We start from the raw sequence: 24,601 nt of genomic DNA, 5'->3' as shown, positions 1-24,601 counted from the left end.
GGTTTCTCTCTTCTCTTGATTTCTCGGGGCTAGTTCGGGTGCGCGTCCGCCAGGGTACTGGCTGGCACCAGCGCGCGTGGCACGGCCCGGTAGCCGTAGGCGTAGGCCATGCCGACCCCCGCGGCGACGACGAACAGCCCGAGCGGGATGTGCATCGCGAGCGGCATGCCCAGATAGCCGATGAAGAACTGGGCGAGTTCGAGCACCCAGACCGCGATCGAACCAGTGAAGGCGCCCTGGGGCCATCGGGCAAGTCCCCAGGCGAGGAACGTAACGACGATCTGCACGAATCCGATGGTGGGCAGGACCATGCCAATTTTCAGGTGCCAGGCTTGCGCATCAGCGCTGCGGCCATCGAGCATCGTGCCGGCGATGAAGGGCTGAGCGACGAGCAGCGCGGCGTGCACGATGAGTGTCCACCGCGCGATCGCTCCGAGCAGCCGCCGGGTTCCGCGCGGGCGGGCGGCGGGTTCGTCAGTGGCTGCCATTCATGCCTCCTGCGGGCGTGTTCGCGCGCACGGCGGGGGTGCTGATCGCGGTGGGCGGTTCCTGGGTCTCGTCGATCACGACGAACTGCCCCATCATGCCCATGTCGTGATGCATGAGCCAGTGGCAGTGGAACATGTAGGGCCAGTCGGGGTCGCTACTGCGCCCGAACTCGACGTCGATGATCACGGGTCGTCCGGGTGGCGCGTAGACGGTGTCTTTCCAGCCGCGCTCGAAGTCGCGCGGGGGTTCGCCGCCGACGCTGACGACCAGGAAGCGCGCGTTGTGGATGTGGAGGTTGTGGGGCAGGTGGTGCTGGTTATCGACGATCCAGCGTTCGCGGGCACCGACGGTGACGACCTGGTCGACGCGGCTCATGTCCATCGTGGCGCCGTTGATCCGGTTGTTGGTGAGCACCATCGACCGAATGACGTCTGGTGCCTCGAGCGGGGCGGCAGGGCGGCGGCGAGCATGTCGAGCTCCGCGATCGCGAGCTCGGGGCCGTCGAAGGCGGCCGCGGCGCGCAGTTCAAGCACGTCGAAGCGGTCGTCGGCGCCGGCCGCGCGGGAGGTGCTCTGCAGGAGCCCGAGCGAGTGCGGCACCGATTGCAGCATGGCAGTCTGGCCGGGTTCGAGTTCGACGAGCACCTCAGCCCGCTCGCCCGGGGTGAGGGTGACGCTGTTGATCGGAATAGGGTCGGGGAGCAGTCCGGTCTCGGTACCGACGAGCATCATCGGCACCCCCTGGACCACGAAGTGATAGGTGCGCGCCGAGGAACCGTTCAGCAGGCGCAGCCGAGTGAGCGCACGGGCGACCTCGAACGTCGGGGAGAGGGCGCCGTTCACGATGACCGAATCCCCGAGCAGACCGAAGGCGGTGCGCTCGCGTGCAGCGAAGGAGCCGTCGGCATTGAAGCTGCGGTCGGTGACGATGACGGGCACGTCGTCGATGCCGTAGTCGATCGGGAGGCCGCTCCACGCGCTGAGCTCGTCGTCGAGGAGGAACAGGCCCATGAGCCCCCGGCCCACCTGCGCTTCGGTGGTGCCGTGGGTGTGCGGGTGGTACCAGCAGCTTGCGGCCGGCTGCTCGATCTCCCATTCGGCCATCCATTCCTCACCAGGGGCGATAGGCTGGTGCGCGCCGCCGTCGTATTGCGCCGGGAGCTTCATGCCGTGCCAGTGCACGGTAGTCGTCTCGGGGAGCTCGTTGCGCACGACGATGCGTACCCGATCGCCCTCGGCAGCGCGCAGCGTGGGGCCTGCGAAGGCGCCGTTGTAGCCCCAGCTCGGGGTCGGCCCGCCCGGATGGATGCGGCTCTCCCCGGCCTGCGCGGTGAGGGAGAAGACGCGGGTGCCGTCGTGGGCGATCTCCGGTTCGGCGAGCGGCGGGATCGGCAGCGGGGTGCGATTCCCGGCTCCGCTGGGCGCGAGGATGAGTTTGGGCTGCGGCGTCCATCCGCTCAGCGTGACCACGGTGCCGGCGATCAGGCCGCCGGCGGCCACGGCGATCACCCCGCGACGGGTGATGCCCGGGCGCGCGGCTCCGTGCGGCGCCTCGGGGGTCGGCTCGTTCGCGTTCACCGGGTGCCCCTCTCCTGCGAAGAGGCGGGCATCTGCACGAGGTCGATGCGCTGCCTGCCGTGCCCGCCTCGGGTGAAGACGCGCAGTGTGAGCCACGCGAAGAGGGCGAGGCCGGCGATCTGGCCGATCAGCCCGGCCGGGCTGCCGTCGCCTGCGGTTTGCGCGGTCTCCCCGGTGAGGCCCGAGGCCATGATGCCGAAGGCGACGTAGTTGTTGACGATGTGGATCGCGATCGCCGCCTCGAGGCCGCCGGTGCGCCAGGTGAGCCAGGCGGAGACGGCGCCGAGGAGCCCGACGGCGAGGAGCCCCCAGATGTCGTAGATGTGGAGGGACGCGAAGCCGATCGAGGGGATGAGGATCGCGAACCAGGGGTTTCTGAGCCACGCCCCGAGCACCTGCATGAAGAGCCCGCGGAAGACGACCTCTTCGGCGGTGGATTGCAGCGGCACCAGGATGAGCACGAGCAGCATCGACAGCACGGCGGCGCGCGCGTCGAAGCCCGTCTCGCTGGGAGCAGCTGCGGCACCGGCGGCGGGATCGAGGAGCACGCCAACGCCGATGCCGACGAGGTTCATGACGGCGATCGCGAGCACGGAGACGCCGAGCAGCCTGCCGAGGAGTCCCCAGCGCATGCGGCCGGCGACCGACCAGATCCGGCCGATGGGTCGCATGCCCATGACGAGCATCGCGAGCAGCACGGCCGGGAGCATGATGATGATCGACACCATGCTCACGAGCACCGACACGGGCCGCTGGGTGTCGAGTGCGGCGGCGGTGCCTGCGGCGACCTGGGCGGGGTAGTCGGGATCCGTGAGCATCAGCACCGGGATGACGGTCACCGTGACCACCACGGTGAGGATGCCGAAGAACACGCCCGAGAGCAGGAGCAGGGCGAGCGGCTTCCACCACCGGTAGGCGGGGGCGCCGCGCAGCAGGCGATGGTAGTCGAGCGGTTCGGTCTCCACGGTGCGCAGCTGCTGCGACCCCCGTGCCCAGCCCCAGGACGGCGGCACCGCAGACGGCGGGCGCGGCTCGGGTGCGGGACTGGACATGCTGGGGTCTGCAGCTGCGGGTCAGGCGGGGGCGTTCGCCGGGTCTTGGGCGGCGCGGTAGCGGCGGGCGCGCACGAAGGAGGCGATGCCGGCACCGAGGAACACGAGGAGGACGACGAAGGTGACGGTGCTCGCGATCACCGCGTTCGGGCGTTCGGCGGTGCCGGCGAAGAGCTCCCCGAGCTTCATCACGTTCATGGCGGTTCCGGCGATGCCGAGGAGGGCGATCGCGAGGGCGGCGTGGAGCGCGTGCCGGCGGGCCTTCGGCGCGCGTGAGATGAAGGCGGCGATGAGGATGAGCACGCCGAGCGCTGCGGGGATGAGTGCGGTCAGGCTGCTCGCGTCGGAGGCGACGTAGGCGATCACGCCGGTGGCGGTGAGGATGCCGCCGACGGCGAAGGTGAGTCCGGTCATGGTCAGTGTTCCTTTCGCAGACGCCGCAGAGGGTCTGGGCCACGCCGGCGCCCGGGATGTGTCCTCCCCTGCCCCTGGTTAGGGGAACCATGGGGTGCGGGCCTCGCCCCGTACTCTACATGATGTAGTTGTAAGCTAATGGGTATGCTGACTGCCCCGTGGAATCTGATCCTCACCGTCGTCTTCGCGTTCACCGGGGTGTACTGCCTCGTGCGCCTCATCGCGCATCGGCCGCCGGCCGGGGCACCGCGCGGCCCGGTGCTCGAGTCGACGGCGATCCACCTCATGCATCTGGTGATGAGCGTCGGAATGATCGCGATGTGCTGGTTCATGATGATCCCGGCAGCACTGAACTGGGCGCAAATCGTGGTCTTCACCGTGCTCGCGCTCGCACTGACGCCGGGACTCTGGAGGGCGCCGTCGCTGGCCCGTCGCGTGGATCTCGCCGGGCACATCTGGCTCGCGGCCGCGATGGTGTGGATGATCGCGGCGATGCCGTTGCTCATGGCGAACATGGGCGGCGGGGGGCACGGTGAGGCTGCTGGCGGGTCAATGATGATGGAGATGTCGACGCCGCCCTGGGTCGACGTGCTGAACGGGGTCTTTGCAGCAGGCAGCGCGGCGATCGCACTGTGGTGGGTGCACCGTGCGGCGACGATCCGTGGCGAGCGGCTGCATGGGCTCTGCCATTGTCTAATGGCGGCGGGTATGGCGGCGATGCTGCTGCTCATGAACGGGTAGCGGCTACGGCGCGACTTACGAAGATTGCGGGCCGAGCGCCAGAAGGGACACCGTGATCAAATAGGTGCCCACGTCGCTCCCGCTCCTCACATGCAAGCAATATTGACACTTTACGCCAAAACTGATGTCATGGGAACATGCCCGCCATTTCACACGCCTTACGTAACCACGCCCGGTCACCCGGTCGCCCAACGACAGTGGACCGTGTCGAGGTCGGCGCGATCGCCCTGCAACTGTGGAGCGAGAAGGGCTTCAACCGGGTGACGTGGGCAGATATCGCGTCCGCATCTGGCATCAGCCAACGGACTATTCTGCGTCACTTCTCATCTAAGGAGGAGCTTGCCTGGGTTGCGGTGCCCCGCGCGACTGAAGTTCTCAAAGAGAGCTTTGACGCCGCCGACTCAGATGCGGCCGTGTCTGCAGTGATCTCTGCAGCGGTCGTACGGTCCCTCGCGGTCCTGCACGAGCATCGCTCGAGCGGTCCTCTCTGGTTGCGGCTCATCTCCGAAGAGCCCGCGCTACGGGCGAGCGCCGCGGCCGCGTATCAGCCGTGGGTGGACGCGATCACCGAGTACATCTCCACACGCTTCACGGGAATGCCTGCGGCGTCATGCCGTGGGATTGCGATCGCCTACCAGTCGACTGCGTTCGAGGCACTCCTGAACTGGGCAGAAACCGACCCGGCGTCCGAGCCCGCAGACGTCGTGTCGCAGGCACTGTCCTGGCTGAACTTCACCACCCCATCCGTGCAACCCGCTCATTGACCTACAGGAGACTCCCATGACCCGTTCAGTGCCTGATCCGCTCGCCCCTGCCCGACTGGGGCCGGTCGAGCTTCGCAACCGGGTGATCAAGTCGGCCACATTCGAGGGCATGACGCCAGGGGCTCTGGTCAGTGACGATCTCATCGGCTTCCACCGCAAGGTAGCCGAAGGCGGGATCGGCATGACGACCGTCGCCTACCTCGCCGTCGCCCCAGAGGGCCGCACCGAACGTGACCAGATCTATTGGCGGGAGGAAGCACTGCCCGGCCTGCAGCGACTCACGGATGCGATCCACGAGACAGGGTCGAAGATCTCCGCCCAGATCGGACACGCAGGCCCCGTCGCGAACTCACGCTCGAACAAGCTCCCTTCCCTTGCCCCGTCTGCGCGCCCGAACCCGCTGTCGATGAGCCTGGACCGTGCGGCCACAAAAGACGACATCCGCCGGGTCATCCGACAGCACGGCGAGGCCGCCAGAATGGCCGGGCAGGTCGGGTTCGACGCGATCGAGGTGCATGTCGGCCACAACTATCTTGCAAGCTCTTTCCTCAGCCCGAACATCAACCGGAGGAAAGACGAATGGGGTGGGTCGTTCGAGAAACGTGCAGCATTCCCCAGGGCGATCCTGCAGGAAGTGCGCGAGCACGCAGGTGACGGTGTTGCGGTGCTTGCGAAGATCAACATGGCCGACGGCGTAAAGGGTGGCTTGTGGCTTGACGAATCGATCCCGTTCGCGCAGCTCATTGAGCAGGACGGCACCGTGGATGCTCTCGAACTCACCGGGGGATCATCGCTTCTGAACCCCATGTTCCTCTTCCGTGGTGACGTGCCCATGAAACAGATGGCCGCCACTCAGATGTGGCTCCTGAAACTCGGCATGAACATGTTCGGAAAGTTCGTCTTCCAGAATTACCCGTATGAGCCGCTCTACTTCCTCGACTACGCGAGGCAGTTCCGCCGGGAAGTGTCCCTGCCGCTCGTCCTCCTCGGCGGTGTTACGAACCATGACCACATGACGACCGCGATGGAAGAGGGCTTCGATTTCGTCGCGATGGCGCGAGCCGTGCTACGCGAACCGAACCTCATCAACCGCATCGCACAGGATCAGGCCACGAAGTCCGCGTGCCTCCACTGCAACCTCTGCGCAGCAAGCATCTTCACCGGCACCCGCTGCCCCCTCGCAACCACCGCGGGCGTCCCGCAACCCGTACTCGCCTAAGCGCACAACAAATCAGGATAGGGAGCATCACCATGGATTACATCACCCTGCTCACGATTGTGCTCGCTCTCGCACTCCTCGCGCTCCTCGGCATCCTCCTTTCCGGGCGGAAGCAGTGGGGCCGCAAGGTCACGCAAGCCGTACGGGATGTTTCAGGGATCATCGCGGGTGCTGCCGCAGGGGCCCTGCTGCTCGGGTCGATCCCCGCGGTCATGGTTATCACCGTCGCGGGAGAAGTCGACGACCGATACACCATGTGGCTCCTCGCGATAATCGGCGCGACCGGCGGAGCGGTACTCGCGGGCCTTGGGAGCTGGCTCATCCACTACCGGGCCGGGAAAGCACAACGACGCTTAGTCGTTTCTTAGCTTTTGGAAGGAGTGCACATGTCTACACCGCTATACCAGAGCGCCTGGCTGGCGGGAGAGCGAGACATGCATGTCAGTTCCCCGCGCCGACGGCTGGTGGTGCATTGGTAGGCAGGCGGGGCGCCACTCGTTCTCGTATCCTGGATGCTGCGTGCGCCCTGATCGCTGAACGGGGAATCAGCGCACCCATCGAGGATATTTGCGCTCGTGCCGGATACTCTCGGGGAGCGTTCTACTCCAGCTTCTCCTCGAAAGAAGCCCTCTGGGAGGCGTTGTGGCAGCAGCACACTCAGAAGCAGATCTCAGCGCTCTCCCAAGTGGCGACGGAGTACGACAATGTCTCGAAACGGTCACTCGATCTGGCGGCGATCACTCAACGCATCCATCGCGCGCTCGGCGAGGACACTCAAACGATCCTGCTGCATCACGAGTTCCTGCTCCTCGCGCTCCGCTCTTCCACGTTCGCCGCACCATACCGGCAGCAATCGCAGCAAGTGCTCGACGCGGTGTCCGCGACCATTCGCAAAGCTTCCAGCACCGCTGAAAGCGAATCGAGCACAATCCCGCCGCAGCTGGCGTCCGAGGCCCTCGCAAGCTGGGAGAAAGCCGGAACCGACCGAGCCCTGAGGCGACCGCGCGGATCTGCGAGCAGCTGAACTCTGTATCGATGGATTTCGGAGCTTACGAGCAGGAAGAGCCTCGCTTTCTCTGTCCCGTGGTGGGTATCTGTTGTGGTGGCAACCGATGCCCCCCGCTCATTTCTGCGAGCAGTGCGAGCTGCGACGGGTACCGATCAGGAAGCTAGCTGCGACTGCAGATCCGCGAACTTCGATTGGATGGCTTCCTCGTTCCACGTCCAGATGTCGTCGCCGCGCAGCACGGCGTCGGCGCCGCCGTCGCAGTAGATCGTCTGGCCGCAGCAGTGGGTGTTCTCTTCAGAGGTGAGCCAGATGAGCAGATTCGCGATGGATTCCGGGCTCTGGTGGTAGTTCAGTGGCATCGGCACCATCGTGTCGACCAGGGCAGTGCCCTCCGAGGTCGCGAGCAGGTCCTGTGTCATCGGTGTCACAACGGTGCCCGGTCCGACGGCGTTGACTGGGATGCCGGCGCCGGCCCACTGCGCTTTCGGCGCTTCCCGGCGTACCCACCGGGAGATCGCGCGCTTCGAGGAAGAGTAGATCAGCCCGCCAAGCTGCGGATCCTGCTCCAGCTGTTCCGCGATCGCCAGCGCAGCGTCCTCATCGTCGGTCAGCAGCGCGTCGACCAGGGGCTCGGCGACGGGCTGCAGAGACGCCATTGAGGAGATCAGTGCTACGCGGGGAGCATTCGAGGTCGTCAGTGCCGGCTGGATCGCTTCGAGGAATTCTGTCATGCCGAAGTAGTTGACCTTCGCCGTCAGCGCCTTCGGGAGCGCGAGCCCGGCGCAGGCGATCACGGCATCCACGGTGCCGCCTGCGAGACGGCTCGCTTCTTCCGCCGCGGCCTGTCGCCCTGATCGGGTGGAGAGGTCGCCGGTCACTTCGGTGCCTTTCAGGTCGACGCCGATCACCCGGTCGCCTCGCGAGGCGAGGATCTCCGCAGTGGTCTTCCCGATCCCGGATCCGGCCCCGGTGATCACATAGGTGCGTGCCATCATTCTTCCTTTCCTGAGGGCGGCATCTCCGCCCGATTCGGTGAGACCGCGTCGGCCCCAGGCAGTGCGACTGCCGGTTCATCGACGAGCCGTTCAACAAACCCGTCGAGCAGTGCGGCGAATCGGCGACGGTCCTCCTTCGGCCATCCGGCCGTGGCCGTCCGAACCATCTGGATCCCCGCGTCGACGAGCAGAGCGAACGCGTCGCACCCCGGTCCGGTGAGGCTCACGTTCCTCACCCGCGCATCCCGTGCGCCGGGAGAGCGTCGGATCAGGCAGGCGCGTTCGAGCCGAGAGACGAGCTTCGACGCGGTCGGGCGTGTGAGGTGCAGTTCATCGGCGATCACGCTCACCTGAGCTTCGCCGAGCAGCCCGATCACATAGATGGCGCGAACAGCAGTGTCGTCGAGATCAAGTCCCACAGCCGCGACAACCCGCCGTTGGAACTCGGCCGATGACCATCGCAAATTGAGTTTCGTCAACGCCGCCAGCAGCTCCGCATCTGCATCGAGCTCTCGACCGGTCATGATTGCAGCCTACGCTCGATAGTTTCCAAAGGCAACTATCCCTTCGTGAGCAAAGTGATTTCGACCGTGTCCGTCACTCTTCCGGGCTGGCGCCGAGGTGAATCAGCGCACGATAGTGAGAGCTGTGGTTTCTGCGGCTTGTTCGAGTGAGCCGAGGTTCGTGAGGCTGGTGAACCCAGCCTGTTCCATGAGGGTGATGGCTTGGCCGGCACGGTTCCCGGATCGACAGTAGATGAGGTAGTCGGCGTCGGGGTCGAGGTTCGGGATGGCTTCAGTGACTTCACCGGCGTTGAAGTCGAGCAGTTTCGCTCCGTCGAGGTGCTCTGCCGCGTATTCCTCGGGCGTGCGGACGTCGAGAATGATGGCGCCTGTTGGAATATCGGCGTCTTCCGTGGGGGCGGGCGCGCTGGTACAGGCGGCGAGGCCGAGCGCGAGCGCTCCGGCGGCCAGGGGAAGGGCGATTTTCGTGAGTGTGTGGCGCATGAGCGGTCCTTTCATCGTGCAGGTGAGGTGGGGTGAGGGAGCGTGGTGAGTGTTGATGCGGGTGCGGTGTCGTCCGAGATTTCGCAGGTGCCGCCTGCGCAGTGCTGCGGTGGGGTTTTGGCGAGGAGGGATTGGAGTTTGCAGCCGACGCAGATGCCGAATGCGGTTTCGAGGAAGAGGAGGGTGAGGCAGATACCGCAGAGGACGAGCGTCACCCAGAGCGGGGCCTGAAGGAGGCCGGTCGCGAGACAGGCTGCGAGTCCCATGCCGTAGCCGAGCCACCAGGCGAACAGCTTCTGGGGTGCCCCGACCCATTCGGGCTGTTGTCGGGCGACGATGATGCGTGCGAGCGCGAGGGAGGGCGCGTATCGATCGCCGGCAAGGACGCGGATCAGCATGTCGAGCACGAACACGGCACCGAAGGGCTTGAGCGGTTCGGCGGTGCCTGCGTGGATGGCGGTGAAGTAGAGCACGATTCCGAGGAGGAAGAGGAGGCCTGCGGCGGCTCGGGCTTCCCGTTCGTTGATCACCGGGACCGCGTAGCCGGGGACGATCCGGCCGACGCGCGGCCACGCAGGTGCGGATGTGTGTCGGGTGGTGCGGGTCATGCGAGGCCTGCCATCAGGTTCGGAGCTTCCTGGGTGAGGACGAGTACGCCCATGGCGAGTACGAAAACGCCGAAACCGCGACGGAGGGCCTGCTCGGGGATCCGCCCGGTGAGCCGGGCGCCGAGGAGGGACCCGGCGACCGCGACGCCGGTGAAGGTGAGCACGATCGGCCAGTTGAGCGGCACGGACATGAGTGCCCCGGTGAGTCCGGAGGTGGTGTTCATGACGATCACGAGCAGGGAGGTCGCGACCGCAGCCGCCATCGGCAGCCCTCCGAGGAGGTTCAGTGCGGGCACGATCAGGAACCCGCCGCCGGCCCCCACCAGGCCGGTCGCGAGGCCCACGAGGAATCCGACGAGCAGGATCCGGGCGAGCGGGAACCTGGCCCCGTCGTTCTGCGCCTGCGCATCGTTCGCGGGTGCTCTGCGTCCGCGGATCATCGCAGTGGCGGTCGCGATCATCATGACTGCGAACAGGATCATCAGCAGCGGTCCGGGGATCCAGTCGCCCAGCCACCCGCCCGAGAACGCGCCGACCATGCCCGCGATCCCGAAGAGCAGCCCGGTCTTCCAGCGCACCCGCCCCGCTCGAGCATGCGTGATCAGCCCCACGGCACTCGTCACGCCGACGACGAACAGGGATGAGGCGATCGCAGCGCGCGGCTCCATCCCCAGCACATAGGTAAGGATCGGGACCGTGAGGATGGAACCGCCCCCGCCGAGGAGCCCGAGCGAGAGACCAACGAGCACCGTGAGCAGCAGCGCGATAACGAGCGTCAGTTCCATGCACGGACTCCTAGTGCGGAAAGGCTGCAGCCGATGAGACGGGTCAGACTGAGACCGGCGTGCTGGTCGCGGGGGTGTTGCCTGCTGCGGTCCAGGCGGCGTAGCTGCCGTCGAGCTCGGCGACGTCGTAGCCTGCCCGGCGCAGCGCGCTGGCGGCAACACTATTGCGGACTCCGCTCTGGCAGTACGACACGATCGTGCCGGCTCCGGGGTCGGGAAGCAGATCGAGATTCCAGAGCACCCGCCCGCCCGAGAGCTGATGCGCACCGGGCAGGTGCCCTTCGGCGTATTCGGTCTTGTTGCGCACATCGAGCAGCATCGCCCGCTCGACACTGTCGAGCTCTTCCGGCTGCACGAGCTTTGGAATCACCAGGTCGAGACCGTCGAGCGAAGTGACGTACCCGCCCACCGTATCGATTCCGACACGGATCAAGTGGTCCCGCATCGCCTCTGCCTCTTCGAAGTCGGCGGCAAGCAGCACGAGAGGGCGCTGCTCGACCAACGGGTCGACCACCCAGGCGCCGTAGCTTGCAGCCTTGTCGACCCCTGGGATGTTGAGCGAACGCTCCACGGTGCCCAGGTGCACTTCGCTGTTGTGGCGGGTATCGACGAGGATGACCGTATCGGCCGCAAGTTCCGCCGACAGTTGCTCAGCCGTGTACTCGACGAGCGTGGGCGTCTCTCCGATCACGGCGGGCCCGACCTTGTTCTCCATCTTCATGCGCCCGAAATAGGCGTGCGCATCGGGCTGGCCGCTGAGGAGTTCGTCGACGAAGCCCTGTTCGTCGTCGTTCTTCAGGTACTGGCTCCACCAGGAGAAGTTGCGTTCGTAGCCGACGGTCGAGGAGGGGATCGCGCCGAGCGCCTTGCCGCAGGCGCTGCCGGAGCCGTGGGCGGGGAGCACCTGCACGTAGTCGGGGAGAGTGAGGAAGCGGTGCTTGAGGCTCGCGAAGAGATCCTTCGCTCCTTGGAAGCGGGTATCGACGAAGCCTGCGGCTTCGTCGAGCAGGTCGGGGCGGCCGAGATCGCCGACGAACACGAAGTCTCCGGTGAGCATGAATCCGGGCTTGTCCGACTGCGCACCGTCGGTGACGAGGAACGACAGGTGCTCGGGGGTGTGGCCGGGGGTGTGCACGGCTTCGACGATGATGTTGCCGAGCATGATCCGGTGGCCGTGCTTCATCCGTACGGCGTCGTGGAAGTCGGTGCCGTATGTCCAGTCCGGGCCGCCTTCGTCGGAGACGTACATCTGCGCGCCGGTCCTTGCGGCGAGTTCGCGGGTGCCCGAAAGGTAGTCGGCGTGGATGTGGGTCTCGGTGACGGCGACAATCCGCATGGCGTGCTTCGCGGCAAGCTCGAGGTACGCGTTGAGGTCGCGGCGGGGGTCGACGACGATCGCCTCGCCCTTCGCCTGGCAACCGATGAAGTAGCTCGCCTGCGCGAGATCCTCGTCGTAGATGCGTTCCAGCAGCATGATCAGATCCTTCTCTGTCGTGAACGGGTGAAGAGCGTCAGCGGCAGGTGCAGCGCTCGGCTTCGGGAACCCCGGCGAGGGCTTCCTCGATGTGCTGGCCGCAACCGGTCCAGGTGGGTTTTCCGCAGGTCGAGCAGGTGATTCGAGCGCACATGTTGGGGTCCTCTCTCACGATGTGCCGGTGGGGTGGGTGGTCAGGATGCGGGCTGCGCGTCGCGTTCGGCGAGCTGTCTACGCACGTCTTCCATGTCGAGATCGCGGGCGCCTTGGATCAGCTGATCGAGCTGCGGTGCGCGAAGCGCGCCCGGCTGCGCGTAGACCATGATCCCGTCGCGGAACACCATCAGTGTCGGAATCGACGTGATGCGGAACTCGGCGGCGAGCTGCTGCTCGGCTTCGGTGTCGACTTTGCCGAACACGATGTCCGGGTGCTGCACAGCAGCCTGCTCGAACACGGGCGCGAACGCCCGGCAGGGCCCGCACCACGCCGCCCAGAAATCCACGAACACGATCCCTTCGCCGACCGTCTCAGTGAAGTCCGCGTGAGTCAGGTTCTTCGTCGCCATAATCCTGCTCCTCTTTCTCAGCGGTTCAGCGTCCGAAGAGGCGAGAGAAGAACCCGCCCCGTTCGGTCTTCGCTGCGTCGATTTGGGCCTGCGAGTGCTTACCGTTGCACCAATCGGAAGCCGGCACGCTCATCTTCACCATCGCTACGTGCTGGCCACAGCCCGCCCAGGTCGTCTTCCCACAGGTGCGGCACTTCGTCGCTCGACACATGCTGTGCTCCTCATCTCTCGAACCAGACTGAGATACCCATGGGGGTATTCTTCAATAGTCAGAACTATACCCCCTGGGGTATCCTTGTTGTCAAGTCCTACCCGGTTTGACTCTTGAAAGCAGGCAGCGATGTCAGACGCGACCGCACCCGACCTCAGCACGGCTTCGCGCGATGAGGAGGCCAAACGCAAGGTGGTGAACCGTCTCCGCCGTGCGCACGGACAGCTCGCTGCCGTGATCAGCGCAGTCGAAGACGACGCCCACTGCCGTGATGTGGTCCACCAGCTCGCGGCCGTCACGAAAGCACTCGATCGCGCGGGCTTTCTCATTATTTCCAGCGCGCTCAAGGAGTGCCTCACCGCCCCGGACGGGGAGCCGGCTGACCAGGATGAGTTGGAGAGGCTCTTCCTCAGCCTCGCCTGAGGCACGACCGGCTCAGATCTCGATGCCGTTCAATACTCAAGGCCGGAGCAGATAATCGCTTAGGTTGCGCGGCGGAAGTTTTGCAGTCGGAGGCTGTTGAACACGACGAGCACCGAGGAGAGCGCCATCGCACCGGCGGCGATCAGGGGGTTCAGGAATCCAGCGGCGGCGATCGGGATCGCGGCGAGGTTGTAGCCGAACGCCCAGCCCAGGTTCACGCGGATGGTGCGCAGGGTGCGCCGCGACAGCTCGATCGCCTCGGGGATCACGGCGAGGTCTTCCCGCACGAGGATGATGTCGGCCGACTTGAGGGCGATGTCGGTGCCGGAGACGACGGCGAGGCCGAGGTCGGCGGCGGCGAGGGCGACGGCGTCGTTGATGCCGTCCCCGACCATGGCGACCCGCTCCCCCGCGGCCTGCAGCTCGCGGATCGCATCGGCTTTCTCGGCGGGCAGCACTTCGGCACAGACGCGGTCGATGCCGAGGGCGCCGGCGATCTCCTCGGCGACGGCGCGGGAGTCGCCGGTGAGCAGTACCGTGGTGAGGCCCTGCTGCCGGAGCGCCTGGATCGCAGCTCGGGCGTTCGGTTTGATGGTGTCTGCGAGGCCGAAGCGCCCGATGAGGCGTCCCGCCTGGGCGACGAACACGGTCGATTCCGTGGGGTCGGCTTCGCTGAGGTAGACGCGGGCGGCACCGGTGGACAGGCCCTGCTCGTCCAGGTAGGCGAGGCTGCCGATCAGGACGGTGTCGCCGGCGACGGTGCCGGAGGCCCCGCGGCCGGGTACGGCGATGAAGTCTCTGACGGGGTCGAGGTCGGTGATCTGCTTCTTCGCGGCCGCGACGATGGCGCGGGCGATGAGGTGCTCAGACCCTTGCTCGACCGAGGCGGCGATGTGCAGCAGCTCGTGTTCGGCGACGCCGGGGACGGTGGCGATGCTGCGCACGCTCATCTCGCCGGTGGTGAGGGTGCCGGTCTTGTCGAGCACCACGGTGCTGATCGTGCCGCTCGCCTCGAGCGCGTCCTGCCCCTTGACGAGGATCCCGAGGCTGGCGCCCCGGCCTATGCCGACCATGAGCGCGGTCGGGGTGGCGAGCCCCAAGGCGCAGGGGCAGGCGATGATGAGGGTGGAGATGCCGATCCCGAAGGCTTCCTCGAAGGAGCGGCCGGCGAGCATCCACCCGCCGGTGACGAGGATGGCGAGGACGATCACGCCGGGCACGAAGTAGCGGGTGACACGGTCGACGAGGGTCTGCACGCGGGCTTTGCGGGCCTGGGCTTGCTCGGCGAGGGCGGCCATCTGCGCGAGCTGGGTGTGCGCACCCACGGAGCTCGTGCGTACCTCGAGGCGGCCGTTGGTGCTGATTGTGCCGCCGATCACGGTGTCGCCGCTGCCGGCTGCGACGGGGAGCGGTTCGCCGGTGAGCATGCTGGCGTCGATGTCGGCGCTGCCGGCGATCACGGTGCCGTCGGCGGGGAGGGTTTCGCCCGGCAGCACGACGAACACGTCGTCGACGCGGAGCGCTGAGGCGGGCACGATTTCCTCGGTGCCGTCGCGTTGGATGCGGACGTGCGTGGCGGCGAGCTCGCTGAGTGCGCCGAGCACGTCGCCGGCCTTGCGGCGGGAGCGGGTTTCGAAGTAGCGGCCCGCGAGCTGGAAGGTGGTCATGCCTGCGGCGACGTCGAGGTAGATGGCGTTCGCCCCCTCGGGGGTGGCGCCGATGCCGAGCCAGTACCCGGCCCCGCTCCCCTCGATGCCGAATAGCAGCGTCACGACCGACCAGCCGAATGAGGCGGTGATGCCGAGGGAGACGAGGGTGTCCATGCTGACGTCGCCGTGGCGGAGGTTTCTGAGGGTGGCCTTGTGGAACGGCCAGGCCGCCCAGGTGACGATCGGGACGGCGAGGGCGACGCAGAGCCACTCCCAGCCGGGGAAGCGCCACTCGGGGACGAGGGCGAGCACGATCGTGAGATCCATGAGCGGCACGGTGAGCACGGCGGCGAGGATGAGCCGTCTGCGCAGCGAGGTGATGCGCACCTCGGTGGCGCGCTTCGACCAGGCGTCGTCGGCGTCGTCGTGGATGCGGGCGCCGTAGCCGGCTTTCTCGACGCGCTCGAGGGCCTCGCTCGCGCGCGCGGTGCCGAGGCCGGAGACGATGGCGCGCTCGGTCGCGTAGTTCACGCTCGCGGTGACGCCGTCGATCTTATTGAGAGCGCGCTCGACGCGGCCCGCACAGGCGGCGCAGGTCATTCCTGAGACATCGAGCTGCAGCGGCTCGGCGATGTCCGTGCCCGTGCTCATTGCGGGGCCTCCTTGTCACTTTGAGGTGCGGGGCGACCGGGGCCTGGGGCCTGGCGCCTGTTGGCAAGGGTTTCGAGCATCTTGTTGTAATCGTCGAACTCCTCGTCACGGCCGGAGTCCATGTGCCGATCCTTCCGGCGGGCCTCTTTCGCGTCCTGCCTCGACCATTGGATGCCGAGCGCGATGATGACGAGCAGCAGCGGCAGTTCGCCGCCGGCCCAGGCGACGCCGCCGCCGAGGTACTGGGAGGCTTGGAGGTCTGTCCAGGGCAACCCGAAGTAGAGGTAGAAGTTCTCCGCGATCCACTCGCCGTCAGCCATCATCAGGATCACACCGAAGAAGGCGTGGAACGGCATCGCGGCGAGCACGAAGCCGAGCTTGCCGATGTGCGGGAGGGGGCGCGGCGGACGGTCGACTCCGATTACGAGCCCGTAGAACAGGTACCCAGCGATGAGGAAATGCACGTTCATGAGTTGATGGGCCCAGTGGAACCGCATCGCCTCACCAAAAATGCCGGTGAAATAGAGACCGTAGTAGGAGCCTACAAAGAGCACGAACACGATCAGTGGATTGTAAACGAAGCGGAGCACTTTCCAATGGAGCACCCAGGTGATCCATTGGCGCAGCCCTGCTGGTCGAGTGGGATCGGATTGTGACGCGCGCAATAGCAGCGTGATGATGCCCCCCATTACTAGGAGGATCGGGGCGAGCATGTTCAGGCTCATATGCACAATCATGTGGGTCCCGAAATCGGGGGCGGAGTATTTCCCGAAGCCAGAACTCGTGGCGAAGACGACTACGCACCATCCGCATATCCATGAGATGGTGCGGCCGATCGGCCATTTGTCGCCCCGCCTCCGGAGCACGCGCACGGCCAAGAGGTAGGCGGAGACGGCGACGATCGCAAGCACAATGAAGAGGAGGTTGGGCCGCCAGTGCGTGAACCAAACAAGCATCGACGGCGGCTCGTCGACGTTGAAGCCGAGGAACACCTGCGAGATCGTCGTGGGCTGGAAGTAGTGAGGCGGCGGGATCCTCGTCATCGCCGCGGTGATCCCGATCCAGCCGGTGATCGCGAGAGTGGCAATGGCGGGCGGCAAGATCGCGGCCTGTGTCGGATTCGCTCGCTGCGCCGCGCGCCAGCCGAGCAGAGCGACGATGAGAAGTACGAGGCATATCCAGCGGGCGAAGATCTGCCACCCAGTCTCGGAGTCGAGGAGACCAGATCCGGCGAGCTTGAACCAGGTCAGGAGCACGTCGGTGACGACGATCAGCGGGATGCCGACGAGAACAAACCTGGTGAGGCGGGTGACGATGACCGGGTCGAGGCTGCGGCCCTGCGCGGCGCGGATGGCGGCGATGACGCTGACGCCGAAGACCGCACCTGTGGCGAGGGTCTGGTAGGTACCAGCATCGCTGCCGATATCGTGGTCGGGACCGACGAGGATCTGCCCGACGACGACGGGGGCGAGAATGCCGAAGCAGGTCGCCCAGAGAGGAATAAGGAGTCCTGTCCAGCGGGTGACGAACTGGCAGGAAAACGAGGTGACGACGGCCGCAATCAGGGACACCGTCCAAGCACGCGGGAAGACACTCGTGGAGTATAGAAAAGCGAACGCGCCTGGCTCCGAAAGACGGGAAAGGGGCATGCCCACGCTGTCGAGAGACTCGAGAACCACCATGCCCGCCGACACGATTACCCATGAGACGGATGCGACGCGCAGCACGGTGAGTTCAGGGCTCCGCTCAATCCGCATGGCTCGCGCGCCGCGAGCGTCGCGGAAGAACAAGAGGTACAGGAGGGCGCCGAGGGTGAGCGCAGCGGCGAGATCGCCGAGCCCCTGGCCGATCGAAGTCGGTACGGCGACCTCGAACCCGGGAAAGGTGAGGTAGATCTGCTCGTAGGCTGCCGGCCCAATACCGAGCGTTGCGACGATCGGAGGGATGAGGATTGCGATGGCGCCGAGAGCTACAACTCCGAGAGCGACGGCAGTGCGACGTGATGAGCGCTCTTCCGATGTCCCGGCGGGCGTGACTGTGATCCCGCTGGTGTTCATCGTGCTCGCTCGTGGACGGCGGTGAACTCGAATCCTGCCTCGCTGACCGCTGCTGCAAGCTCGCCAGCGCTGAGAGGGTGCGCGGAGTACAGGGTTACCCGCCCGGGGGCTACGTCGACGTCAACGTTGTCGATTCCGCCGAGCGTGCTGAGCACCGTGGCCAGCGACTGGGCGCAATGGCCGCAGGTCATCCCGTTGACGGGGAGCTCCTGCTCGCTGGTAACGTCCATCCCTCGTTGTCCTCTCCTCGGAATCCTTGCACAAGACTACAAGATGTAGATGTAGGCATATGGCAGGTTCGCTCGAACGGCCCGTGCGCCGAGGTTAGCGCAGCTGAGGAGCGGCACGCAAGCCCTGCGGGAGCCTGCGACGCTGAGCTGCAGGCCAGCGCTTCTGGGTGAGGCGCTGGGCGCGGAGGGTCATGCCAACGTCCTGTGTTGCGGTCGCAAGGACAGTGAGTGCATTCGCGAGGTGCACGGCACCGACCTGCCGGGCGGCAGCATCGTCGGCGGCGAGCTCGATCTGCAAGCGCGTGGCGCGCTCGAGTGCTCGGCCGATGCGCGTACCGGGGAGAAAGAGCGCGTTGAGTTGAGCGATGCGCATCGCCAATCCGTGTCGATGGCGAAGATGCGCGAACTCGTGGGCGAGCACCGCTTGCAGCTGCGGGGCCGTTAGGAGCTGCCCCATCGCTGAGGAGACGAAGATTTCGGGGCGCCGACCGGGGACGGCATAGGCCTCTGGCATGTCCGAATGGAAGCGGACGAGAGTGAAGCCGATGTGTTCGTCTCGGGCGTACGCGATCGCCTGAGAGTGCAAGTCTGGGTGAAGCGACTGCAGCGACCCTGCACATAGGAAGACGAAAGCGGCAGCGAGTCCAGAGATTCCTGCAGCAACCCAGATCGCCTCCGTGACCGCCACTCCGGGGGTGTGCGGGTTGGCATGCCGCACCGACTCTATGGCAACGACGCCGAGTGCGAAGCCGAAGAGGGCGGCTGTGGCGCCGAGGCCGAATGATCCGAACCAGATCGTCAGTGCCGCCCGCGGGTGGAAGAGCTGCCATCGTCCCTTGGTCAGCAGATGGGGGCAGAGCAGGGCCAGGGCTACTGCAGTGCCGAGCAGCGTGAGAGCGAGTGGCAGCATGGTCGCGCTATCCTCGTGGCGTTGAGCTACCGAAGGCGTCCATGAGCACGGTGACATCGTCGTCGGCGAGGTTACCGGCGAACGCAAGGAGCGCGGCTCGGCGGTCGGCGGCATGCTCGAGTGCTGAAGTCATCGTCTCGCTGGCTTCCTCCTCACTGGATCGCAGGGCGCTGAAGCTGATCTTGCGGGGCGACTCCTCAATGCGCTGAATCCTGCCTTTGCCTTCGAGCCTGGTGAGGGTCGTCATCAGGGTCGTGTATGCCGGCACGGGTTCACTGAATCCTTGCTGCAGCTCGCGTGCGCTGATGGGCTGCTCCTGCTCATGGAGTCGCCGCATGACTTCCTCCTCGAGCCCGCCCCATTCGCGCTTGCGCACACCCGCCATGACCGTCCTCCCTCGTATGTCCCACCCTACAAGAACAGATTTCGGCAAGCGCGTTCTACGCAGTGCTGGTCGATCGCACCAACTGAGCAACTTGGAAACTTAGGCATAGCGAACTTATGATTACGGCATGACGAATAGTGTCAGCATCAAGCAGCCCGAAGCCTCGCCACGTCGCCTTGCCTGGTTGATTGGCCCCGCGCTGGTCGCGGGGGTCGCGTACCTCGATCCCGGCAATGTCGCCAGCAATATGACTGCGGGAGCCAGGTACGGGTACCTACTCGTGTGGGTGGTCGTGCTCGGCAACATCATTGCGTGGTTGATCCAATACCTCTCGGCCAAGCTGGGAGTTGTCACCGGCCAGAGCCTTCCCGAAGCGCTGGGGAGCCGCATCCGCAGGCCCTGGGCGCGGCGCGCGTACTGGCTGCAAGCCGAACTCGTCGCGATGGCCACGGACATCGCGGAGGTCATCGGCGGTGCGGTCGCACTCTATTTGCTCTTTGGGGTGCCGCTGCTGTGGGGTGGACTTATCACCGGCGCCGTTTCGATTACGCTGCTGTCGGTACAGTCTCGGGGCGGCGCGAAACCGTTCGAGTTCGTCGTGATCGGTCTCATCGTGATCATCGCGATCGGGTTCGCCTATGGCGTCTTCATTGCGCCGCCTGACGTGGCCGGGGTCGGTGAAGGGCTCATGCCCCGCTTCGAGGGCACTGACTCCGTGTTGTTAGCGGCGTCGATTCTCGGCGCGACGATCATGCCCCACGCCATCTACGCCCACAGCGCATTGGCCCGGGATCGTTTCACTCCGGCGACGGAGCAGTCGCACATCGACTCTTTGGGGAGAACGTCTCGCGGGGTGGTGCTCGAGGGTCTCCGCGGAATCTCGACGCTGCGCCTCCTACGGGCGACTCGCTGGGATGTGACCATCGCGATGCTCATCGCCGGCACGGTGAATCTGTGTATCCTGCTCCTTGCTGCTGCGAACCTCGCCGGCGTTTCCGGGACTGACACTCTCGAGGGCGCATATGCGGCGCTGCGGGAGGGGATCGGCCCGACCGTCGCCACGCTGTTCGCGGTTGGGCTGCTCGGGAGCGGCCTCGCCAGCACCTCAGTGGGTGCCTATGCTGGCGCCGAGATCATGCGCGGTCTGCTCCATATCCGGGTGCCGCTGCTGGCCCGGCGACTGGTGACCCTCGTGCCCGCGCTCGCGCTGCTCGCCTTCGGCGTCGACCCGACGCTCGCACTGGTGCTGAGCCAGGTCGTGCTGTCGTTCGGGATCCCGTTCGCCCTGATCCCGCTCGTCGCGCTGACGGCGAAGGCGGAGGTGCTTGGGCCGTTCCGTAACCGTGTGCTCACCACTGCAGCTGGTGTCGTGGCGGCCGTCTTCCTCGCGGCATTGAACGTGCTGCTGGTATGGCTCATTGTCACCGGAGCCGGATGAGCTGCGCTGAGCGAACCGACGGGCAGGGCGGTTAGGCCTCACCTACAACGGCATTGCTCGCGCCGTGATGGTGCGGGCACAGGCGCACCACGTCTCCGGTGAGTGCGAGCATTTTCTCGGCCGCTGCGAGGATCGCGACGAAGGCGTCGGGATGCGCGAGGGAGTACATCGAGGCCCGTCCCTCCGCTCGCGATACGACCATGCCGGTGTCCTTCAAGCAGGCGAGGTGCTTGGAGACGGTGCTCTGAGAAAGTCCGAGGTGCTTCACCAGGTCGACTACGCGGTGCTCGCCGAGCTGCAGGTGCTGCAGGATCACCAGGCGGGATGGGTCTCCGAGGCTGTGGAAGAGGGCCGCAGCGGAGGTGAGCGCCTCAGCTTCGGCGATCGTCGGGAGCTCCTGGGATCGTTCGGCTTGCATCGTCATATCACGATGTTATCTCCGAATCGGCAATCACCGCAGATCGGAAGGGACTGCTGCCGCTCCTCCTATATGGATAACATCGCTATATAGCAATGTTATCCATATAATGAAGTGCATTGGGTGGTATTGAACGAGAACGGAGATCCCGAATGGGTGCAGGACATGATCACGGGCCGAGCGCGGCCGAGGCGGGGCAACCCGGCGACTACCGCCGCAAGCTCTGGATCGCCTTCGGCATCACCGCGACGATTGTCGTGGCGCAGGCTGTCGGCTCAGTCATAACCGGTAGCCTCGCCCTGCTCACCGACACCGCGCATGCCATCACCGACGCCTCGGGGCTGCTGGTCGCGCTGATCGCTGCGACGCTGATGCTGCGGCCGGCGACATCGACGCGCACCTGGGGGTTCCGACGCATCGAGGTGATCGCCGCGCTCGGGTAGGCGACGCTGCTGCTCGTGGTCGGCTTCTACACGGCCATCGAGGGCATCCGGCGCCTGTTCGAGCCACCGGAGGTGCCCGCGACCGAGTTGCTGATCTTCGGTATCGTCGGCCTCGTCGCGAACATCACCGCCATCCTCATCCTCTCCTCGAGCCGCGGCGCGAACTTCAACATGCGTGCCGCGTTCCTCGAGGTGGTCAACGACGCGCTCGGCTCCCTGGGTGTGATCGTCGCTGCGATCGTGATCGCGGCGACCGGTTTCCAGCGCGCCGATGCGCTCGCAGGCCTCTTTATCGCGGCGCTCATCGTGCCCCGCGCCTTCAAACTGATGCGTGAGACGACGAGTGTGCTTATGGAGTTCACCCCCAAGGGCCTTGATCTCGACGCAGTGCGGGCACACATCCTCGAGCTCGAGCACGTCAAGGATGTGCACGATCTGCACGCATCGACGGTCGCGACCGGCCTGCCGACGATCACCGCCCATGTCGTCGTCGAGGACGAGTGCTTCACCGACGGGCACGCAGCCGAAATGCTTCAGGCGGTAAAGACGTGCGTGGCCGAGCACTTCGAGGTCTCGGTCAACCATTCGACCTTCCAGATCGAGACGGCGCACATCAGCGAAGACGAACCGGCGGGACTGAAGCACCCTTGAAACTCGCCTGTACCCGATGGCATGAGGCGGTGTCACGTCAAATCTGTCACTACGTCGCGGAGAAGCTTCGCTTCGGCTCGGCACTATTCATATGGGAGACTCGGCGCCTCAGAAAGGTGCCGAGGGCGAGATCGACGGCGAGGAACAGGATGAGCGAACCCCCGAGTGCGGGCGCGAAGAGGCCAGCCCCGACGCCCAGGAGGGCGATCACGAAGGTTGCGACGCGAGTGGGCGTCCGTCCAGCGCCGGGTGGACGCAGGTAACCTGACCGGGCGGCGCGTGTGGTCGGGCGTCGCAGCCACCACATCCTGTATCCCCAGAGGATCATGAAGATGATCCCGAACGCGATCGCCGCTAGCACGATCTGGTTGGCAGCGCCGAAGAGTAAGCCCATGTGCGCGTCGACTCCCCAGCGGGCGAGCTTTGCCGCGAGCGGCCAGTCGGCGAAGTCGACTCGGGACAACACTTCCCCGGTGGCCGGATTCACCGCAATGGAGTCCTGTTTCTCGGGCCAGCTGCGTTGCGTCTGGGATACCGTCCACGCCTCACCGCTCTCGGCTGGCACGATCTTGATGATCCCGTCGAGTCCTTCGTCGCGGGCGCTTTCCGCGGCGCGTTCGAGAGCCGCAGGAAGCTCCTGCTCCAAAATCTCGGGAACCTCGGTGTTCTCGGGGAGCGCTGCGGCGGCGGACGGGGTGGTCCAGTCGAGTGCTTCTCGAAGGTTCCCGACGTTCGTTCCGGCATACTGAGACCAGGTCAGGCCGGTGGCCGAGAGGAAGAGCATGCCGAGTGCGAGCCACACGCCGAGCGCACCGTGCCATCCCATCAACCGCCCGCGTCCCGTTACCCCGCGCGTGGGGATAACCAGAGTCCGCCGCCTGCCTTTGCGGACTCTTCGGAACACCCAGATACTGAGGCCGGATGCGGCGAGTACCCACAGCCAGCTCGCCGCGAGCTCGCTATAGAGCCTCCCGACATCACCGAGGAACAGCGTCCGATGCAGGTCATCGAACCAGGAGCGCACGGGCAGCCACTCACCGAAGGTTGGCAGCGTGTTCGTTACCTCACCACTGTATGGGTTGATGAACACGGTAAGGTCTCGGTCAGCGGGATCGGATTCGGTCGAGAAGATAACGCGGGTGACGTCATTTGGGTTCGTGGCGGGGCGCACCTCGATGAGGGTGCCGTCGACCTGGGCTTCTTGGGCCGCGCTCACCTGTTGCGCAAGCGGAAGAGGTAATCCGGAAGGTGCGACGGTGAGCGTGTCCCGATACACGATCTGCTCGATTGCGGGGGTCGCAGCGTACATGAGCCCGGTGACTGCGGCAATCAGGATAAACGGGCCCACGAATACGCCGATAAAGAAGTGCAGACGCGCAAGCAGCGGCCGGAAGCCGTCTCGCCACCATCGCGCCCGCGGGAGCGCCCGTCCCGAATCGTCCGTCGATCGTTCGTCGGCACGGCCTATCTGAGATGTGGTCATACGCACCCTCCTGGGAAATAAGAGCAGATTCAGCTGATCATGAGTGCCAACATGACCCCCATGCCGAGGGCCATGCCGATATGACACATCACATGAGCGCGGTGCGTCCGTTCACGGGAGAGACGGTATGCCCACCAGCCCATCGCAATGGCACAAAACACGACCAGAACCCAGGTCACCAGCGACACCCATGTCGGTGTTTCCGCGCTCACGGCAGCTGCATCCGGAACGGATAACGCGCCGTGCCCGTCATGCCCGCCACCGCCAGAACCCGGCCCCGTGATTCCACTCATCATGAGAGGCATAGCCGCAAGCAACCACACCATCGCGCCTGCTAGCAGCACATGGATGCCGAGATCAAAACGCACACCTGCTGGGACTGCTTTCGCGCTCGCATATGCTGCGATCACGATACTCACTACCCCGAACGCCACAATCTGCACCCAGGTACCGACCGAGCCTGTCGGGAACCAGATCATTGCGATCATCGACACGCTCATGACCGCATGCAGCACGTCGACCGCACGATCAGCCCTCATGGTGAAGCGATCCCACGAAGCGGAAAGGTGCCAAAGGCAGTAGACACCCGTCAACGCAAACAGAACAGTCAGGATCCAATCCCAGGGAGAAGCCAGCACGGAGTAAATCTACATCTTGTAGTAGCCGTCGGCAACTCCGTACCCCGTCGCAACTCGGCCACCCGTCAACGGCGTGGGGGACGTTTCCTCCGTGTTCCGCACCGCTGCCATCGGTTCTTCAGCCTGGCGGCGAAGCCGCGCACCCGGTAGCCGAGATCATCGAGCTCCTCGCGCACGGTCGGGGGTTCACTGCCATCGCGCGGAGGTGCGCCGGCACCGGCAATGACGGCGATCAGCACGGACATGATGAGAAGCTGCGTAATCCAGGAAGCGATCTCCATTCCTGCTCCTTTCCATGACCCGGGGGACGTTCG

29 protein-coding genes and 1 pseudogene are annotated in these 24,601 nt (G+C 65.6%); 8 read left to right on the top strand and 22 right to left on the bottom strand.

Annotated features, from left to right (window positions below):
- Positions 1-29: 29 nt before the first annotated feature.
- From F8O05_RS12780 to F8O05_RS12760, 5 genes are all read right to left on the bottom strand, one after another.
- Complete coding sequence (locus tag F8O05_RS12780; RefSeq protein ID WP_158053136.1) at positions 30-488, bottom strand: hypothetical protein; 459 nt, start codon at positions 486-488, stop codon at positions 30-32.
- A complete protein-coding gene (locus F8O05_RS12775) occupies positions 475-906 on the bottom strand; it encodes a multicopper oxidase domain-containing protein (RefSeq protein WP_158053135.1) in 432 nt (143 codons plus the stop codon). Before F8O05_RS12775 ends, F8O05_RS12780 begins: the two co-directional genes overlap by 14 nt.
- On the bottom strand, positions 861-2,162 hold the full coding sequence (locus tag F8O05_RS12770) for a multicopper oxidase family protein (protein WP_158053134.1): 1,302 nt from the start codon (positions 2,160-2,162) through the stop codon (positions 861-863). Before F8O05_RS12770 ends, F8O05_RS12775 begins: the two co-directional genes overlap by 46 nt.
- Entirely contained in the window at positions 2,063-3,031 is a 969-nt protein-coding gene (locus F8O05_RS12765; protein WP_158053133.1) for a CPBP family intramembrane glutamic endopeptidase, read from the bottom strand. The genes F8O05_RS12770 and F8O05_RS12765 overlap by 100 nt, the downstream gene beginning before the upstream one ends.
- A gap of 108 nt (positions 3,032-3,139) precedes the next feature.
- The gene (locus tag F8O05_RS12760; RefSeq protein WP_158053132.1) at positions 3,140-3,532 is read right to left on the bottom strand and encodes a hypothetical protein; all 393 of its coding nucleotides are present in this window, start codon (positions 3,530-3,532) and stop codon (positions 3,140-3,142) included.
- 138 nt (positions 3,533-3,670) lie between these two features.
- Here F8O05_RS12760 and F8O05_RS12755 point away from each other — a divergent pair, with 138 nt between their 5' ends.
- From F8O05_RS12755 to F8O05_RS14860, 5 genes are all read left to right on the top strand, one after another.
- A complete protein-coding gene (locus tag F8O05_RS12755; RefSeq protein ID WP_225735907.1) occupies positions 3,671-4,273 on the top strand; it encodes a DUF5134 domain-containing protein in 603 nt (200 codons plus the stop codon).
- 137 nt (positions 4,274-4,410) lie between these two features.
- Positions 4,411-5,037, top strand: a complete 627-nt coding sequence (locus F8O05_RS12750) for a TetR/AcrR family transcriptional regulator (RefSeq protein ID WP_158053131.1) — start codon at positions 4,411-4,413, stop codon at positions 5,035-5,037.
- Between the two features lie 16 nt (positions 5,038-5,053).
- Positions 5,054-6,256 (top strand): NADH:flavin oxidoreductase, encoded by a 1,203-nt coding sequence (locus tag F8O05_RS12745; protein WP_158053130.1) that lies wholly within the window; start codon positions 5,054-5,056, stop codon positions 6,254-6,256.
- Between the two features lie 32 nt (positions 6,257-6,288).
- Positions 6,289-6,624, top strand: a complete 336-nt coding sequence (locus F8O05_RS14865; RefSeq protein ID WP_192497189.1) for a hypothetical protein — start codon at positions 6,289-6,291, stop codon at positions 6,622-6,624.
- A gap of 104 nt (positions 6,625-6,728) precedes the next feature.
- On the top strand, positions 6,729-7,280 hold the full coding sequence (locus F8O05_RS14860) for a TetR/AcrR family transcriptional regulator (RefSeq protein ID WP_192497188.1): 552 nt from the start codon (positions 6,729-6,731) through the stop codon (positions 7,278-7,280).
- A 137-nt stretch (positions 7,281-7,417) separates the two neighbouring features.
- On the opposite strand, the gene F8O05_RS12735 is transcribed toward F8O05_RS14860, so the two are convergent.
- The 8 genes from F8O05_RS12735 to F8O05_RS15115 all read right to left on the bottom strand — a co-directional run bounded on the left by F8O05_RS12735 (position 7,418) and on the right by F8O05_RS15115 (position 12,911).
- The gene (locus F8O05_RS12735; RefSeq protein WP_158053172.1) at positions 7,418-8,257 is read right to left on the bottom strand and encodes an SDR family oxidoreductase; all 840 of its coding nucleotides are present in this window, start codon (positions 8,255-8,257) and stop codon (positions 7,418-7,420) included.
- A complete protein-coding gene (locus F8O05_RS12730; RefSeq protein WP_158053128.1) occupies positions 8,257-8,784 on the bottom strand; it encodes a MarR family winged helix-turn-helix transcriptional regulator in 528 nt (175 codons plus the stop codon). The genes F8O05_RS12735 and F8O05_RS12730 overlap by 1 nt, the downstream gene beginning before the upstream one ends.
- 102 nt (positions 8,785-8,886) lie before the next feature.
- Positions 8,887-9,267, bottom strand: a complete 381-nt coding sequence (locus F8O05_RS12725; RefSeq protein WP_158053127.1) for a rhodanese-like domain-containing protein — start codon at positions 9,265-9,267, stop codon at positions 8,887-8,889.
- 11 nt (positions 9,268-9,278) lie between these two features.
- On the bottom strand, positions 9,279-9,875 hold the full coding sequence (locus tag F8O05_RS12720) for a DUF4395 domain-containing protein (protein ID WP_158053126.1): 597 nt from the start codon (positions 9,873-9,875) through the stop codon (positions 9,279-9,281).
- The gene (locus F8O05_RS12715) at positions 9,872-10,660 is read right to left on the bottom strand and encodes a sulfite exporter TauE/SafE family protein (protein ID WP_158053125.1); all 789 of its coding nucleotides are present in this window, start codon (positions 10,658-10,660) and stop codon (positions 9,872-9,874) included. Before F8O05_RS12715 ends, F8O05_RS12720 begins: the two co-directional genes overlap by 4 nt.
- Before the next feature lie 43 nt (positions 10,661-10,703).
- Entirely contained in the window at positions 10,704-12,134 is a 1,431-nt protein-coding gene (locus F8O05_RS12710) for an MBL fold metallo-hydrolase (RefSeq protein ID WP_158053124.1), read from the bottom strand.
- 194 nt (positions 12,135-12,328) lie between these two features.
- The gene (trxA, locus tag F8O05_RS12705) at positions 12,329-12,700 is read right to left on the bottom strand and encodes a thioredoxin (RefSeq protein ID WP_158053123.1); all 372 of its coding nucleotides are present in this window, start codon (positions 12,698-12,700) and stop codon (positions 12,329-12,331) included.
- 25 nt (positions 12,701-12,725) lie between these two features.
- Positions 12,726-12,911 carry a hypothetical protein gene (locus F8O05_RS15115; RefSeq protein WP_158053122.1) on the bottom strand — a complete coding sequence of 62 codons (186 nt, stop codon included), beginning with the start codon at positions 12,909-12,911 and terminating at the stop codon, positions 12,726-12,728.
- A 129-nt stretch (positions 12,912-13,040) separates the two neighbouring features.
- On the opposite strand from F8O05_RS15115, the gene F8O05_RS12695 reads away from it, so the two are divergent.
- A complete protein-coding gene (locus tag F8O05_RS12695; RefSeq protein ID WP_158053121.1) occupies positions 13,041-13,334 on the top strand; it encodes a metal-sensitive transcriptional regulator in 294 nt (97 codons plus the stop codon).
- 59 nt (positions 13,335-13,393) lie between these two features.
- Here the strand turns inward: F8O05_RS12695 and F8O05_RS12690 are convergent, their stop codons facing one another.
- The 5 genes from F8O05_RS12690 to F8O05_RS12670 form a co-directional block, all read right to left on the bottom strand.
- On the bottom strand, positions 13,394-15,634 hold the full coding sequence (locus F8O05_RS12690) for a heavy metal translocating P-type ATPase (RefSeq protein ID WP_158053120.1): 2,241 nt from the start codon (positions 15,632-15,634) through the stop codon (positions 13,394-13,396).
- Positions 15,631-17,691 (bottom strand): cytochrome c oxidase assembly protein, encoded by a 2,061-nt coding sequence (locus F8O05_RS12685; protein ID WP_158053119.1) that lies wholly within the window; start codon positions 17,689-17,691, stop codon positions 15,631-15,633. The genes F8O05_RS12690 and F8O05_RS12685 overlap by 4 nt, the downstream gene beginning before the upstream one ends.
- On the bottom strand, positions 17,688-17,921 hold the full coding sequence (locus F8O05_RS12680; protein WP_158053118.1) for a heavy-metal-associated domain-containing protein: 234 nt from the start codon (positions 17,919-17,921) through the stop codon (positions 17,688-17,690). Before F8O05_RS12680 ends, F8O05_RS12685 begins: the two co-directional genes overlap by 4 nt.
- A gap of 94 nt (positions 17,922-18,015) precedes the next feature.
- Positions 18,016-18,831 (bottom strand): M56 family metallopeptidase, encoded by an 816-nt coding sequence (locus tag F8O05_RS12675; RefSeq protein WP_158053117.1) that lies wholly within the window; start codon positions 18,829-18,831, stop codon positions 18,016-18,018.
- Between the two features lie 7 nt (positions 18,832-18,838).
- Positions 18,839-19,216, bottom strand: a complete 378-nt coding sequence (locus F8O05_RS12670; RefSeq protein ID WP_158053116.1) for a BlaI/MecI/CopY family transcriptional regulator — start codon at positions 19,214-19,216, stop codon at positions 18,839-18,841.
- A gap of 127 nt (positions 19,217-19,343) precedes the next feature.
- On the opposite strand from F8O05_RS12670, the gene F8O05_RS12665 reads away from it, so the two are divergent.
- Positions 19,344-20,654, top strand: a complete 1,311-nt coding sequence (locus F8O05_RS12665; protein ID WP_158053115.1) for an Nramp family divalent metal transporter — start codon at positions 19,344-19,346, stop codon at positions 20,652-20,654.
- Between the two features lie 31 nt (positions 20,655-20,685).
- Here the strand turns inward: F8O05_RS12665 and F8O05_RS12660 are convergent, their stop codons facing one another.
- The gene (locus F8O05_RS12660) at positions 20,686-21,078 is read right to left on the bottom strand and encodes an ArsR/SmtB family transcription factor (protein WP_158053114.1); all 393 of its coding nucleotides are present in this window, start codon (positions 21,076-21,078) and stop codon (positions 20,686-20,688) included.
- A gap of 146 nt (positions 21,079-21,224) precedes the next feature.
- Between F8O05_RS12660 and F8O05_RS12655 the strand changes: the two are divergent.
- Positions 21,225-22,166 (top strand): annotated as a pseudogene (locus F8O05_RS12655) (cation diffusion facilitator family transporter).
- A gap of 49 nt (positions 22,167-22,215) precedes the next feature.
- Here F8O05_RS12655 and F8O05_RS12650 read toward each other — a convergent pair.
- The 3 genes from F8O05_RS12650 to F8O05_RS12640 form a co-directional block, all read right to left on the bottom strand.
- Entirely contained in the window at positions 22,216-23,649 is a 1,434-nt protein-coding gene (locus tag F8O05_RS12650) for a PepSY-associated TM helix domain-containing protein (protein ID WP_158053113.1), read from the bottom strand.
- 29 nt (positions 23,650-23,678) lie between these two features.
- Positions 23,679-24,287 carry a DUF5134 domain-containing protein gene (locus F8O05_RS12645; RefSeq protein WP_192497187.1) on the bottom strand — a complete coding sequence of 203 codons (609 nt, stop codon included), beginning with the start codon at positions 24,285-24,287 and terminating at the stop codon, positions 23,679-23,681.
- A gap of 65 nt (positions 24,288-24,352) precedes the next feature.
- Positions 24,353-24,568, bottom strand: coding sequence for a hypothetical protein (locus F8O05_RS12640; RefSeq protein ID WP_158053111.1), 216 nt, complete (start codon positions 24,566-24,568; stop codon positions 24,353-24,355).
- Positions 24,569-24,601 lie beyond the last annotated feature (33 nt).

This window comes from Gulosibacter chungangensis (genome assembly GCF_008831155.1).
Lineage (GTDB): Bacteria > Actinomycetota > Actinomycetes > Actinomycetales > Microbacteriaceae > Gulosibacter > Gulosibacter chungangensis.
The sequence above is the reverse complement of the archived record's forward strand: the minus strand, read 5'-3'. Positions and strand labels throughout refer to the sequence as shown.

What these genes read in the sequence shown, in the direction of transcription:
- F8O05_RS12745 (WP_158053130.1), top strand. Translation starts at nt 5,054, where the DNA reads ATGACCCGTTCAGTGCCTGATCCGCTCGCCCCTGCCCGACTGGGGCCG.
- F8O05_RS12640 (WP_158053111.1), bottom strand. Translation starts at nt 24,568, where the DNA reads ATGGAGATCGCTTCCTGGATTACGCAGCTTCTCATCATGTCCGTGCTG.
- F8O05_RS12780 (WP_158053136.1), bottom strand. Translation starts at nt 488, where the DNA reads ATGGCAGCCACTGACGAACCCGCCGCCCGCCCGCGCGGAACCCGGCGG.
- F8O05_RS15115 (WP_158053122.1), bottom strand. Translation starts at nt 12,911, where the DNA reads ATGTGTCGAGCGACGAAGTGCCGCACCTGTGGGAAGACGACCTGGGCG.
- F8O05_RS12690 (WP_158053120.1), bottom strand. Translation starts at nt 15,634, where the DNA reads ATGAGCACGGGCACGGACATCGCCGAGCCGCTGCAGCTCGATGTCTCA.
- F8O05_RS12720 (WP_158053126.1), bottom strand. Translation starts at nt 9,875, where the DNA reads ATGACCCGCACCACCCGACACACATCCGCACCTGCGTGGCCGCGCGTC.
- F8O05_RS12760 (WP_158053132.1), bottom strand. Translation starts at nt 3,532, where the DNA reads ATGACCGGACTCACCTTCGCCGTCGGCGGCATCCTCACCGCCACCGGC.
- F8O05_RS12715 (WP_158053125.1), bottom strand. Translation starts at nt 10,660, where the DNA reads ATGGAACTGACGCTCGTTATCGCGCTGCTGCTCACGGTGCTCGTTGGT.
- F8O05_RS14865 (WP_192497189.1), top strand. Translation starts at nt 6,289, where the DNA reads ATGGATTACATCACCCTGCTCACGATTGTGCTCGCTCTCGCACTCCTC.
- F8O05_RS12725 (WP_158053127.1), bottom strand. Translation starts at nt 9,267, where the DNA reads ATGCGCCACACACTCACGAAAATCGCCCTTCCCCTGGCCGCCGGAGCG.
- F8O05_RS12695 (WP_158053121.1), top strand. Translation starts at nt 13,041, where the DNA reads ATGTCAGACGCGACCGCACCCGACCTCAGCACGGCTTCGCGCGATGAG.
- F8O05_RS12750 (WP_158053131.1), top strand. Translation starts at nt 4,411, where the DNA reads ATGCCCGCCATTTCACACGCCTTACGTAACCACGCCCGGTCACCCGGT.
- F8O05_RS12675 (WP_158053117.1), bottom strand. Translation starts at nt 18,831, where the DNA reads ATGCTGCCACTCGCTCTCACGCTGCTCGGCACTGCAGTAGCCCTGGCC.
- F8O05_RS12710 (WP_158053124.1), bottom strand. Translation starts at nt 12,134, where the DNA reads ATGCTGCTGGAACGCATCTACGACGAGGATCTCGCGCAGGCGAGCTAC.
- F8O05_RS12680 (WP_158053118.1), bottom strand. Translation starts at nt 17,921, where the DNA reads ATGGACGTTACCAGCGAGCAGGAGCTCCCCGTCAACGGGATGACCTGC.
- F8O05_RS12730 (WP_158053128.1), bottom strand. Translation starts at nt 8,784, where the DNA reads ATGACCGGTCGAGAGCTCGATGCAGATGCGGAGCTGCTGGCGGCGTTG.
- F8O05_RS12685 (WP_158053119.1), bottom strand. Translation starts at nt 17,691, where the DNA reads ATGAACACCAGCGGGATCACAGTCACGCCCGCCGGGACATCGGAAGAG.
- F8O05_RS12650 (WP_158053113.1), bottom strand. Translation starts at nt 23,649, where the DNA reads ATGACCACATCTCAGATAGGCCGTGCCGACGAACGATCGACGGACGAT.
- F8O05_RS12775 (WP_158053135.1), bottom strand. Translation starts at nt 906, where the DNA reads ATGGTGCTCACCAACAACCGGATCAACGGCGCCACGATGGACATGAGC.
- F8O05_RS12670 (WP_158053116.1), bottom strand. Translation starts at nt 19,216, where the DNA reads ATGGCGGGTGTGCGCAAGCGCGAATGGGGCGGGCTCGAGGAGGAAGTC.
- F8O05_RS12665 (WP_158053115.1), top strand. Translation starts at nt 19,344, where the DNA reads ATGACGAATAGTGTCAGCATCAAGCAGCCCGAAGCCTCGCCACGTCGC.
- trxA (WP_158053123.1), bottom strand. Translation starts at nt 12,700, where the DNA reads ATGGCGACGAAGAACCTGACTCACGCGGACTTCACTGAGACGGTCGGC.
- F8O05_RS12660 (WP_158053114.1), bottom strand. Translation starts at nt 21,078, where the DNA reads ATGACGATGCAAGCCGAACGATCCCAGGAGCTCCCGACGATCGCCGAA.
- F8O05_RS12735 (WP_158053172.1), bottom strand. Translation starts at nt 8,257, where the DNA reads ATGGCACGCACCTATGTGATCACCGGGGCCGGATCCGGGATCGGGAAG.
- F8O05_RS12755 (WP_225735907.1), top strand. Translation starts at nt 3,671, where the DNA reads ATGGGTATGCTGACTGCCCCGTGGAATCTGATCCTCACCGTCGTCTTC.